The sequence below is a fragment of the Candidatus Dactylopiibacterium carminicum genome (assembly GCF_014736495.1).
Lineage (GTDB): Bacteria > Pseudomonadota > Gammaproteobacteria > Burkholderiales > Rhodocyclaceae > Uliginosibacterium > Uliginosibacterium carminicum.
Genome location: NZ_MDUX01000080.1, coordinates 1 through 11642 on the forward strand (window position 1 = coordinate 1; position 11642 = coordinate 11642).

12 protein-coding genes are annotated in these 11642 nt (G+C 64.5%); 11 read left to right on the forward strand and 1 reads right to left on the reverse strand.

Going from position 1 to position 11642, the window contains the following annotated elements:
* Positions 1–716: primase-helicase family protein (locus BGI27_RS16355; RefSeq protein ID WP_223871872.1), on the reverse strand; the 716-nt coding region annotated here is incomplete at its 3' end.
* Between the two features lie 74 nt (positions 717–790).
* Here BGI27_RS16355 and BGI27_RS16360 point away from each other — a divergent pair.
* The 11 genes from BGI27_RS16360 to trbL all read left to right on the forward strand — a co-directional run.
* The gene (locus BGI27_RS16360; protein ID WP_272896545.1) at positions 791–1858 is read left to right on the forward strand and encodes a TonB-dependent receptor; all 1068 of its coding nucleotides are present in this window, start codon (positions 791–793) and stop codon (positions 1856–1858) included.
* Between the two features lie 32 nt (positions 1859–1890).
* A complete protein-coding gene (locus BGI27_RS16365) occupies positions 1891–2835 on the forward strand; it encodes a LysR family transcriptional regulator (protein ID WP_095525875.1) in 945 nt (314 codons plus the stop codon).
* Entirely contained in the window at positions 2832–3110 is a 279-nt protein-coding gene (locus tag BGI27_RS16370) for an EexN family lipoprotein (protein WP_095525876.1), read from the forward strand. The genes BGI27_RS16365 and BGI27_RS16370 overlap by 4 nt, the downstream gene beginning before the upstream one ends.
* Before the next feature lie 235 nt (positions 3111–3345).
* Complete coding sequence (locus tag BGI27_RS16375) at positions 3346–5355, forward strand: conjugal transfer protein TraG (RefSeq protein WP_095525877.1); 2010 nt, start codon at positions 3346–3348, stop codon at positions 5353–5355.
* Positions 5352–5813 (forward strand): ribbon-helix-helix protein, CopG family, encoded by a 462-nt coding sequence (locus tag BGI27_RS16380; protein WP_095525878.1) that lies wholly within the window; start codon positions 5352–5354, stop codon positions 5811–5813. The genes BGI27_RS16375 and BGI27_RS16380 overlap by 4 nt, the downstream gene beginning before the upstream one ends.
* A complete protein-coding gene (gene trbB / locus BGI27_RS16385; protein WP_095525879.1) occupies positions 5810–6862 on the forward strand; it encodes a P-type conjugative transfer ATPase TrbB in 1053 nt (350 codons plus the stop codon). The genes BGI27_RS16380 and trbB overlap by 4 nt, the downstream gene beginning before the upstream one ends.
* A 5-nt stretch (positions 6863–6867) precedes the next feature.
* The gene (locus BGI27_RS16390; protein WP_478210107.1) at positions 6868–7242 is read left to right on the forward strand and encodes a TrbC/VirB2 family type IV secretion system protein; all 375 of its coding nucleotides are present in this window, start codon (positions 6868–6870) and stop codon (positions 7240–7242) included.
* Positions 7239–7511 (forward strand): VirB3 family type IV secretion system protein, encoded by a 273-nt coding sequence (locus BGI27_RS16395; protein WP_006472389.1) that lies wholly within the window; start codon positions 7239–7241, stop codon positions 7509–7511. The genes BGI27_RS16390 and BGI27_RS16395 overlap by 4 nt, the downstream gene beginning before the upstream one ends.
* A gap of 11 nt (positions 7512–7522) precedes the next feature.
* Positions 7523–9973 carry a conjugal transfer protein TrbE gene (gene trbE, locus BGI27_RS16400; RefSeq protein WP_095525883.1) on the forward strand — a complete coding sequence of 817 codons (2451 nt, stop codon included), beginning with the start codon at positions 7523–7525 and terminating at the stop codon, positions 9971–9973.
* Positions 9970–10707, forward strand: a complete 738-nt coding sequence (gene trbJ / locus BGI27_RS16405; protein WP_095525881.1) for a P-type conjugative transfer protein TrbJ — start codon at positions 9970–9972, stop codon at positions 10705–10707. The genes trbE and trbJ overlap by 4 nt, the downstream gene beginning before the upstream one ends.
* 12 nt (positions 10708–10719) lie before the next feature.
* Positions 10720–11642: P-type conjugative transfer protein TrbL (gene trbL / locus BGI27_RS16410; RefSeq protein WP_095525882.1), on the forward strand; the 923-nt coding region annotated here is incomplete at its 3' end.

Sequence of the window (11642 nt, forward strand, 5' to 3'; positions counted from 1 at the left end):
GCCGGTCCGAGGCTTAAAGATACAAGGCTGATCAACGCCGATTTGCTTTGCGTCATCGGCGGGCGCTTTTTCGGATGGAAGTCGCCCAGATCAAGATTCAGCAAGTGCCAGTAGAAAGCAGCGACACCGCCGTTTTCTATCTCGCGGTGCACTTCGTCGTAATACTCCTCGCTCAGCGATGGCGGGGTATAGACCACGAGGTGACGACGGTCGTCGTTGTCGAGCGGTAGCGGCTGATTTTCGTTTGAGAGCAGCGCCATGTTGATCTGGTTTTTCTGCGGATAGGCGGACACGTTCTTGCCATTGACCCGCACAGTCTTACCGGTAACAAGCTCTTTCAGCTCGTTCTTGATGTGCCACATTTCAGCACGCGTAACGACTTCTTCCGCAAGCAGGAAAAGCTTGCAATCCACCCAGTCCGCATTGAACTTATCTTCCAGGCCGCGCTGGTTGAGTACGGTTGCGTACTTGCCGTAGATGCTGGCCAACACCTGGAAGATGGCGCTTTTCCCTGTTCCCTGCGGGCCATGCATGATGACTGCCGTCGACATCTTGGCGCCTGGATTCTGCAACGGATACGCCATCCAGCGCAGAAGCCATTGAGCGACCTGTGCGCCTATCGGCTTCCCGTCAGCATCCACCTCATTGACGCACAGGTATCGGGACTGATTCGTCCCGAAATGGGTCGCCGACTCAATTACGCAAACAAGTCTCATTCGATCTGTCTCTTTTTTTCTCATCTGCAAAACGTGGCGAGAACCACCCCGACTTCAACTGAAAGGATCATTACATGACCAAGTCCTATCCGAATCAACGTACCGCGCGCGTTCGGCAGGCGTTGCCTCCAAGCTTTGACTTCACCCCAAACCGGACTGCTGTAGCAGTGCGCAACGCGCTGCTGTTCGGGCTGGCATTCAGCGCCTTGGCCGTCGTGACGCCCCCGGCATTGGCTCAGACTTCCAACGCCGCCACCGATCTCAGCGAAGAGCAGGCGATACCACTTGGCACCGAAGGCGTAACGACACTGCCGACGGTGACCGTCACGGGTGAATCGACGATGCCCACGTACTCCGGCGGCCAGGTGAGTACCGGTGGTCGTATGGGGCTGCTCGGTGAAAAGGACTTCATGGAAACGCCGTTCTCCACCATCACCTATACAGAGAAGTACATCAAGGCCACTGATCGGCTTTCCGTGTATGCCAACTACATCGAGGGCCTGAGCCAGGGCGCCACCGCCCCCAATACTGCGGAAAATGCGGGCGAGGTCTTCGCACCCTACAAGACTAAGCAGAAAGAAGTCGGCATCAAATTCGACTTGGGTGAATTCGCCCACACGCTCAGTGTGTACGAGATCAAACGCCCCAGCAGCTATACAGACCCCTTCACCAACATATTTTCGTTTGGAGGCGAACAACGCAACCGTGGGGTGGAATGGGGCTTTTTCGGCTCGCCCATGCGCGGCGTGCGCCTGATGGGTGGTATCGCCTATTCGGATGCCGAGGTGACGAAAGCCGCCGTTGCTGCTAATGAAGGCAAGCAGGCCACCGGCTTGCCAAAGTGGCAGGCCAAGCTGGGAACGGAATGGGACGTGCCTGCGATGCAAGGTTTGACGCTGACGGCCAATGCAACTTGGGCGGACAAGCAATACCTCAGCGCGGACAACTCTCTGTCGATACCTGGCCGCACCGTGTTCGACGTGGGCGCGCGCTACGCCACAAGGGTTTCAGGTCGCCCGCTGACCCTGCGAGCCGCCGTCACCAACGTGACCAACAAGGCATATTGGGCGAAGCCGCACTTCACAAGCCTGGGCTTGGGCGCTCCCCGTACCTTCCTGCTCTCGGCCACTATGGACTTCTGACCGCAATGTTGACGTAGAAAGGAGGAGTGGCCATGGAACTAAGACATTTGCGTTATTTCATGGCTGTCGCCGAAGAACTCCACTTTGCCCACGCAGCGGAGAAATTGCATATTGAGCAATCTCCGCTGTCGCGGGCAATCAAAGAGTTGGAGGAAGAACTTGGCGTGATGCTGTTCGCTCGCACCACGCGCAGCACGCGACTGACCCGTGCAGGCACGTTGTTCCTGGAGCATGTGCGCCGGGTGTTTGCGGCCTTACAGCAGGCACGCGATAGCGTTCACGCAGCAGCGAACGGTTTTCATGGACAGTTGCGCGTGGCGCTGTCGGATGGCATCACGCCATCGCGCTTGCCGGCACTCCTGGCTCTTTGCCGACAGGAAGAACCTGAGGTTGAAATCCGCTTCTTCGAGGTTTCCTTATCACAGCAGATAAAAGGGCTGCACGACGACCTGTACGACGTGGGTTTCGCGCAGTCCGATGAGGTGGGCGAAGGCATCGTGGCCCTGCCGGTTTGGAGCGATGCGCTGATGGTGGCGGTGCCAGCGCGGCATCCGCTGCTGGCCCACAAGCGCATCCCGCTGGACGAGCTGCTGCGCTATCCGCTGGTGCTGTGCGATCCGCAGGTGTGCGAAGGCCATGCCAGGCACGTCGATCGGATACTGCGTCGCGCTGACATGGAGCCGCTGATCGCAGAACGGGTCGCGTCCGGCGATTTGATGATGGCGCTGGTATCTGCGGGCTTCGCGCTTGGGTTGACGGGCAAGTCACACATTGCCGCCAGCAGGGAATCGGGCGTGGTGGCGCGACCGCTGGCGACGCGCGTACCGCCGTTGACGACGTTCGTGCTGCGCCCCGAAGTCGAGCTATCCGACGTGCTGGCGCGGTTCATCGAGCGCGTGCAGGCCATTGACTCGCCAGAGTCCACCCGGCCCGTTTCGGGCCTTCATCCCGATCCACCGGAGGAACCTGCGCCATGAAGAAGATCATCCCGTTCTTGCTCGCATATCTCTTGGCCGCCTGCGGCCAGTCCGAAGCGCCACAGAAGCCTGCCGATTCGGCAGCCAACATCCCGACGGTGGAAGAACTGGCGGCCAATCCCGAACGGCTCAAGGAACTACGGCAGCAATGCAAGACCGACCGCACCAAGCTGGGTGATGTGCTCTGCAATCGGGTGGCCGAAGCCACGCGCAAACGGTTCTATGGCGACGGCGAAACCCCGTACACACCGCCGAAAGAGTCGCCAAAGTTTTGATTGTTGGCGGTTCGCCGCATAGCCTTACTTTTTTGCTCGATACGCCGCAATGCGCCTGCGCTTGCGGCGTTTTTCTTTGGCTCGCCACCGCGCTCATTCTTTCTTTTTCCGCGACTTTTCTGCTTAAAACGGTCTTTGACCGGCACTGACCCGGCACCGATTCTGACGCTTGTGGCACGTCCTTGTGCCGCGCTTTCCATGAGGAAAAAGCGCAGGGGAAATCGGAGGCCAGTCAATGCAAGCTCAGGGCGTGTCGTTCGGGCAGATCGCCGCCGTCTTCGGCATCGTGATCGCCGGCGTATGGAGTGCAACGCAATGGACAGCCGCCGCCCTGGGCTATCAACTACGCCTTGGCTCGCCCTGGTTCGATTTCTTCGGCACGCCGGTCTATCACCCGTGGCGGCTGTTCGAGTGGTGGTTCTTCTTCGATGCCTACGCGCCGCATGTGTTCGACATTGGCGGGGCTATCGCAGGCGGCAGCGGCCTGGTGGCCGTGGTTGTCGCCATTGCCATGTCGGTGTGGCGCTCACGGCAATCGCGCCTTGTCACCACCTACGGCTCGGCACGCTGGGCCGAAGCGGACGACATTCGCAAGGCCGGGCTGACGCAGCCGGCCGGCGTCTTCCTCGGCAAGTATCGCAACGAGTACCTGCGCCATGAAGGCCCGGAACACGTCCTGACCTTCGCGCCCACGCGCAGCGGCAAGGGCGTCGGCTTGGTGGTGCCCACGTTGTTGAGTTGGCCGGCATCGGCGGTCATCCACGACATCAAGGGCGAGAACTGGCAGATCACCGCTGGCTGGCGCAGCCGTTTTAGCCACTGCCTACTGTTCAACCCCACGGATGCGAAGTCGGCGGCCTACAACCCGCTGCTGGAGGTACGACGCGGCGCGCATGAAGTGCGCGACGTGCAGAACATCGCGGACATTCTGGTCGATCCCGAAGGCGCGCTGGAGAAGCGCAACCATTGGGAAAAGACCTCTCACGCCCTGCTAGTCGGCGCGATCCTGCATGTGCTCTACGCGGGCGAGGACAAGACGCTGCGCGGCGTCGCCAACTTCCTCAGCGACCCGGCCAGCCCGTTCGAGTTGACCTTGCATCGGATGATGACCACGCCGCACCTCGGTGATGGCCCGCATCCCGTGGTGGCGTCCGCTGCGCGTGAAGTCCTCAACAAGAGCGATAACGAACGCTCCGGCGTGCTTTCCACGGCCATGAGCTTCCTCGGCCTGTACCGCGATCCCACTGTGGCCGAAGTCACGTCGCGCTGCGACTGGCGCATCGCCGACCTGATCGCATCCGAGCACCCCGTCTCGCTGTATCTCGTAGTGCCGCCTTCGGACATCAGCCGCACCAAGCCGCTCATTCGCCTGATCCTCAACCAGATCGGCCGGCGCCTAACGGAATCGCTCGACGGCAGCGACGGCATCGAGCGCCGCCACAAGCTGCTGCTGATGCTCGACGAGTTCCCGGCGCTGGGCAGGCTCGATTTCTTCGAGACGGCGCTGGCCTTTATGGCGGGCTACGGCATCCGCAGCTTCCTCATCGCGCAGTCGCTCAACCAGATCGACAAGGCGTATGGACAGAACCATTCCATCCTCGACAACTGCCATGTGCGTGTGACGTTTGCGACCAACGACGAGCGCACCGCCAAGCGGATCTCCGAGACGCTGGGCACCGCGACCGAGCTGCGCGCGCAGCGCAACTATGCCGGCCATCGCCTCGCGCCGTGGCTGGGCCACCTAATGGTGTCGCGCCAGGAGACGGCTCGCCCGCTGCTGACGCCGGGCGAAGTCATGCAGCTTCCGCCCGACGAGGCCGTGGTGATGGTGTCCAGCGTGGCCCCGATCAAGGCCACGAAGCTGCGCTACTACGCCGACGCCAATTTCAAGCAGCGCGTGCTGCCGCCGCCCGCGCTGACGGGCGGCCAGTACGCCGACGCGCCGCCGCTGCGCCCCGACGACTGGAGCGGGCTGGCAATCCCACCAACGCCCACCGCACCGTCCACGGCACCCGCCGATGACCTCGAACACCAGGGCACAGCCGACGACGGCGGCCCGCGCCGTCAGCCCGAACTTTCCGAAACCGTCGCCTACGACCCCGAACTGGCCGCGCCCGCGGCCGACCTCGGCGTGCTCGATGACGACGACGACCTGCCGCTTCCCCTTCCTCGCCAGCTTGATCCGGCCATGCAGCGCACCGCCCGGCTGGCCTCCCTCGACCCCAGCGACGGAATCGACCTATGACCTATCGCCTGAATCTCTTTATCCAGCCCGAGCACGCCAAGCGCCTCGACGAACTGGCCGCCAAGAAAGGCGTGTCCAAGTCGTCCATCGTCGCGGCGGCGCTCGCATCGTGGCTATCACCCGATGCTGCCGACCAGCGCGAGGCCGCCATCGCCAAGCGCCTTGATCGCCTATCGCGCCAGGCCGAACGCATGGAGCGCGACCAGAACATCGCCATCGAAACGCTGGCACTGTTCATCCGCTACTACCTGACCGTCAGCACGCCGGTTCCCGAAGCCCACCAAGACGCGGCCCGCGCGCAGGGCAAGGCGCGCTTCGAGCAATTCACCGAGCAGCTTGGCCACCACCTGATGCGCGGCCGCAGCCTCGTGCGCGACGTGGTGGAGGAACTGCACCCCGACCCGATGCGGATGGAGGACGCAGCGGCATCGGCTCAGGCGCGGGAGCGTGCGTCATGAGCGCCGTTCCGCAATCCATGAGTGCCACATCGCTCGACCGGCGCATCCAGATGCTGCGCACGGCAATGGGGCCGCTGATCGCCACCGCGCTCGAAGACCCCGACGTGGTGGAAATCATGCTCAACCCCGACCGCACCCTATGGGTGGATCGGCTTTCGTCGGGCCGCGCGCCGTTGGGCGTGGAGCTGCCCGAGGCCGATGGCGAACGCATCATCCGTCTGGTGGCCGCGCATGTCGGTGCGGAAGTGCATCGTGGCCGACCGCTGCTGACAGCCGAGCTGCCGGAAACGGGCGAACGCTTCGAGGGCATCCTGCCGCCAGCCGCACCCGGCCCGGCCTTCGCGCTGCGCAAGCGCGCCGTGAGCATCATCGGCCTGGATCGCTATGTGGCCGACGGCATCCTGACCACAGCCCAGGCGGACTTCCTGCGCCGCGCTGTGCGCGAGCGCCAGAACATCCTGATTGCCGGGGCGACGAGCAGCGGCAAGACCACGCTCGCCAATGCCTTGCTCGCGGAAATCGCCGCCACCGGCGACCGCGTGCTGGTGCTCGAAGACACCATCGAACTGCAATGCGCGGCCCGCGACCATGTGCCGCTGCGTACCCGCGCGGGCGTCGTGTCCATGACCGAACTGGTGCGCGCCACGATGCGCCTGCGCCCCGATCGCGTGATCGTCGCCGAGGTACGCGGCGGCGAAGCCCTGGACTTGGTGAAGGTGTGGGGCACCGGCCATCCCGGTGGCATCGCCACCATCCACGCCGGTTCCGCGCTGGGCGCGCTGCTGCGCCTGGAACAGTTGATTCTCGAAGTGGCGGTGAACCCGCCACGCGCGCTGATCGCCGAGGCGGTCAATGTCGTCATCCACATCGCCGGACGCGGCCGCAAGCGCCGCGTCGAAAGCATCGCCCGCGTCGTCGGTTTCGACGGTGTGGGCTACCGCCTGGCGTATGCGCTGGAAACGCCGTTTCCCGAGCTGATGCCGGTTCCTCTCGCAGCCGCTGCCGCTGCGCCTTCCCCGTCCCTTGACCAACCTGGAGAACTGCCATGACGCAGATGCACGTTCCTGCTTTCCGTCTTTCCGTAAAGCCGCTTCCCGGCCTCGCACGCCTGCGGCGCCTCGCCCGGCCGGCGCACCACGGCCTGCTGCTGGCCGCCGTCATGCTGATGACGGCAGGAACGGCGAAGGCATCCGGTTCCTCGATGCCGTGGGAAGGCCCGCTGCAATCCATTCTGGAGTCGATCCAGGGGCCGGTGGCGCGCATCGTCGCGGTCATCATCATCATCGCCACCAGCCTCGCGCTGGCCTTCGGCGACACGTCGGGCGGCTTCCGCAAGCTGATCCAGATTGTGTTCGGCCTGTCCATCGCGTTCGCGGCTTCGAGCTTCTTCCTGTCGTTCTTCAGCTTCTCCGGCGGGGCGGTTGTATGAGCGGGCCGGACAGCTTCGCGGCCGGCTTCGAGGTGCCGCTACATCGCTCGCTGACCGAGCCGATCCTCATGGGCGGCGCACCGCGCACCGTGGCGATTGCCAACGGCACGCTGGCCGCCGCCGTCGGGCTGGGCCTGCAACTCTGGATTCCCGGTGTCGTGCTCTGGATCGTCGGCCACTCGCTGGCCGTGTGGGGCGCGCGTGTCGATCCGCAGTTCATGCAGGTCTTCGCCCGGCACATCAAGCACAAGCCGCTGTTGGACGTGTGAAGGGGGATGCCATGCTGAACCTTGCCGAATACCGCCAGCGGCCCGCACTGCTGGCCGACTGGCTTCCCTGGGCCGGACTGATCGCGCCGGGTGTCGTCTTGAACAAGGACGGCAGCTTTCAGCGCACGGCCCGTTTCCGTAGCCCCGACCTCGACAGCGCCACGCAGGGCGAGCTGATCGCCACCACGGCACGGCTGAACAACGCGCTGCGTCGGCTGGGTTCGGGCTGGGCGCTGTTCGTGGAGGCCGAGCGCCAACCGGCGGCGGACTACCCGCATTCCGATTTCCCCGAACCGCTGTCGTGGCTGGTGGACGAGGAACGCCGCGCCGCTTTCGAAGAATCGGGCAATCACTTCGAGAGCGGCTATCACCTGACGCTGGCCTACTTGCCGCCGGAGGAATCCCGCGCCCGTGCGGCCAAACTGCTGTACGAACACGCGCCGGGCGATGGTGTGGACTGGCGCGGTCGGCTCGATGCCTTCGTGGCGGAAACCGATCGCGTGTTCGACCTGCTCGATGGCGTGATGCCGGAAATCGCCTGGCTGGACGATGCAGCGACGCTGACCTACCTGCACGCGACCGTCTCGACGCGGCGCTATCGCATCGGCGTCCCCGAAATACCTTTCCATCTGGATACGCTGCTGGCCGACTCCGCGCTGGTCGGTGGCCTGGCGCCCGTGCTGGGCGACCAGCACCTGCGCGTGGTGTCGGTGCGGGGCTTCCCGACCTCGACCTGGCCGGGCCTGCTGGACGACCTCAACCGCCTGGGCTTTGCCTATCGCTGGAGTACCCGGTTCCTCTGCCTCGACAAGGCCGAGGCGGAAAAGGAGCTGGGCCGCCTGCGCCGCCAATGGTTTGCCAAGCGCAAGAACGTCATCGCGCTGCTGCGCGAAACGATCTTTCAGCAGGAATCGCCCTTGGTGGACACGGATGCCAGCAACAAGGCGGCCGACGCGGACGCCGCCTTGCAGGAGCTGGGCAGCGATCAAGTGGCCTTCGGCTACCTCACCGCCACGGTGACGGTGCTCGATGGCGACCCGACCGTGGCCGACGAGAAGCTGCGCATGGTGGAGCGCGTGATTCAGGGCCGGGGTTTCGTGACCATCCCCGAAACGCTCAATGCCGTGGATGCGTGGCTGTCGTCTATCCCTGGCAACGCCTATGCCAACGTGCGCCAGCCCATCGTCTCGACGCTGAACCTGGCGCACATGATGCCGGTGTCTGCCGTGTGGGCCGGCCCCGAGCGCAACAAGCATCTGGACGGCCCGCCGCTGATCGTCACCCGCACCGATGGCGCAACGCCGTTCCGGCTGGTGACGCATATCGGTGACGTGGGGCACACGATGATCGTCGGCCCGACCGGCATGGGCAAGTCGGTCTTGGTCGCCATGATGGCCATGCAGTTCCGTCGCTATCGCGGCTCGCGCGTCTTTGTCTTTGACGTAGGGCGATCCATACGCGCCGCGACCCTGGGCCTGGGTGGCGAGCACTACGATCTCAGTGCTGATGGCGAGATTGCCTTTCAGCCTCTCGCCCGCATCGACCGAGAAGGCTACCGCACCTGGGCCGCCGAATGGATCGAAGGGCGCTTGCTGCGCGAAGGCGTGACCGTCGGCCCCGACGAGAAGGCCGCCATTTGGTCGGCGCTCGGCAGTCTGGCCGGTGCGCCCGTGGAGCAACGCACGCTTACCGGCCTATCCGTCTTGCTGCAATCGAACGTGTTGCGCCAGGCGCTCGCTCCCTATGTGCTCGGCGGCGCACACGGCAAGTTGCTGGATGCCGACCACGACCGGCTGGGTAGCGCGGATGTGCAGTGCTTCGAGATGGAAGAACTCATGCACAGCAAGGCCGCCGTGCTGGCGGTTCTGAACTACCTCTTTGCCCGCCTGGAAGAACGATTCGATGGCTCGCCCACGATGCTTTTTCTTGGGGAGGCGTGGGTCTTCCTAGACGATCCCATATTCGCGGCCCGGCTTCGCCAGTGGCTCAAGACTTTGCGAAAAAAGCAGGTTTCCGTCGTCTTCGATACGCAGTCGCTCGCCGACATCAAAGAGTCATCCATCGCACCGGCGGTCATCGAGAGCTGCGCCAGTCGGATCTTTCTCCCTAACCCGCAGGCGACCGAGCCGCAGATTCGCACGATCTACGAGGGCTTCGGCCTCAACAGCCGACAAATCGAAATCGTCGCCACCGCGCAGCCCAAGCAGGACTACTACTACCAATCGCGCCTGGGAAACCGGCTGTTCGACCTCGACTTGGGGCCGGCTGCGCTCGCCTTTGCCGGGGCATCCACACCGCAAGACCAACGCGACATGGACCGCGTGCTGACGCAGGCCGGCGCTCCCGGCTTCGCTGGCGCCTGGCTGCGCCATCGCGGCCTCGATTGGGCCGCCGACCTGCTGCCGTCCTCGCCGGCGGCGGCTTCTTTCCTTTCCCAACCACGACAGGAGAACCTGCCATGAAGACCCGTGTGCTTTCTATTTCGCTCGCCGCCGCGCTGGCCGGCTCACTGATGCTCGCCCAGCCGGCGGCGGCGCTCACCTTCGTTGATCCCGTTAACCTGGTGCAGAACACGCTGACGGCCATCCGCACGCTGGAGCAGATCAACAACCAGATCAACCAGCTCCAGAATGAAGCGCAGATGCTGATGAACCAGGCCAGGAACTTGGCAAACCTGGACTTCAACATCGTCAATCGGCTGCGCTCGACGCTTGCCACCACCGAACGCCTGATTGCCGAGGCGCAGGGGCTGGCCTACGACGTGCAGAACATGGATCGGGAATTTGCCCGGCTGTACCCGGAGCAGTACGCGGCTACCGTCAGCGGCGACCAGATGCTGCGTGATGCCCGCGAGCGGTGGAAGAACACCCTCGACGGCCTGCACACCGCGATGCGGATGCAGGCGCAGGTGTCGCAGAACCTGCGCGAAGACGAAGGCGCGCTGGCCGACCTCGTGAGCCAGAGCCAATCGGCCACCGGAGCACTGCAAGCCATGCAGGCAACGAACCAGCTTCTGGCCTTGCAGGCCAAGCAGTCCATCCAGGCCCAGCAGCTCCAGATCACGCAAGACCGGGCGGCCTCGCTGGAACTGGCGCGGCAGGCGGCGGCCACCGAGCGCGCCCGCGAAGTGCGGCGGCGCTTCCTGGGCACCGGCACGCCGTACACGCCGCAGCGCGTGGATTTCTACGGCAACTGACGGAGCCAGACCATGAACGACGTGACGGTCATCGACCGCTTTCTGGATACGTTCTCGCGCTACATCGACTCCGGGTTCGGGCTGTTGCAGGGCGAGGTGGCGTTCCTGACCGCCACGCTGATCGTCATCGACATGACCATCGCCGGCCTCTACTGGGCGATGAGCCACGCCACCGGCCAGGGCGAGGACGTGATCGCCAAGCTGCTGCGCAAGGTGCTCTACGTCGGTGCCTTCGCCTACATCATCGGCAATTTCAACGCGCTGGCCGGCATCATCTTCCGCTCGTTCGCCGGCCTGGGCCTGACGGCCACTGGCTCGGCCTTGAGCATGGAGACGTTTCTGCAACCGGGGCGGCTGGCCAAGACCGGCATCGACGCGGCGGCACCGATTCTGGAGCAGATCGGCGACATGGCGGGCTTTCCCGAAGTGTTCGTGAACATCGACTCCATCGTGGTGATGTTCCTGGCCTGGCTGGTCGTGGTGCTGTGCTTCTTCGTGCTGGCGATCCAGCTTTTCATCACGCTGATCGAGTTCAAGCTGACCACCTTGGCGGGCTTCGTGCTGGTGCTGGCGGTCATCGTCGGCATCGGTTCGGGCCTGTTCGCCGAGTTCCAGGTGCATCCGGCCGAACCGTCCATCGACCATGCGCTGGTCATCATGCTGGCTTCGCTCGCGCTGCTGGCGCTGGCGATTTTCGGCCCTGGCATCGCCACTGGGCTGGTGTCCGGTGCGCCGCAGCTTGGCGCGGGCGCGATGGCCGGTGCCGCCATCGGTGCCGCCGGCACGGCCGTTGCCATTGGCGCCGCCGCGACGGGCGTGGGTGGCGCGGTGGTCGCCGGGGCGCGCATGGCGCCGGCTGCCGCCAAGCTGGCCGGCAGCGGCGCGCGTGCCGCCACGTCGGCGGCCAGCGGCGCCAAGTCGGCGTTTCAGGCGGG

Coding starts and splice junctions, on each gene's coding strand:
- BGI27_RS16360 (WP_272896545.1), top strand. CDS start 791: ATGACCAAGTCCTATCCGAATCAACGTACCGCGCGCGTTCGGCAGGCG.
- BGI27_RS16365 (WP_095525875.1), top strand. CDS start 1,891: ATGGAACTAAGACATTTGCGTTATTTCATGGCTGTCGCCGAAGAACTC.
- BGI27_RS16370 (WP_095525876.1), top strand. CDS start 2,832: ATGAAGAAGATCATCCCGTTCTTGCTCGCATATCTCTTGGCCGCCTGC.
- BGI27_RS16375 (WP_095525877.1), top strand. CDS start 3,346: ATGCAAGCTCAGGGCGTGTCGTTCGGGCAGATCGCCGCCGTCTTCGGC.
- BGI27_RS16380 (WP_095525878.1), top strand. CDS start 5,352: ATGACCTATCGCCTGAATCTCTTTATCCAGCCCGAGCACGCCAAGCGC.
- trbB (WP_095525879.1), top strand. CDS start 5,810: ATGAGCGCCGTTCCGCAATCCATGAGTGCCACATCGCTCGACCGGCGC.
- BGI27_RS16390 (WP_478210107.1), top strand. CDS start 6,868: ATGCACGTTCCTGCTTTCCGTCTTTCCGTAAAGCCGCTTCCCGGCCTC.
- BGI27_RS16395 (WP_006472389.1), top strand. CDS start 7,239: ATGAGCGGGCCGGACAGCTTCGCGGCCGGCTTCGAGGTGCCGCTACAT.
- trbE (WP_095525883.1), top strand. CDS start 7,523: ATGCTGAACCTTGCCGAATACCGCCAGCGGCCCGCACTGCTGGCCGAC.
- trbJ (WP_095525881.1), top strand. CDS start 9,970: ATGAAGACCCGTGTGCTTTCTATTTCGCTCGCCGCCGCGCTGGCCGGC.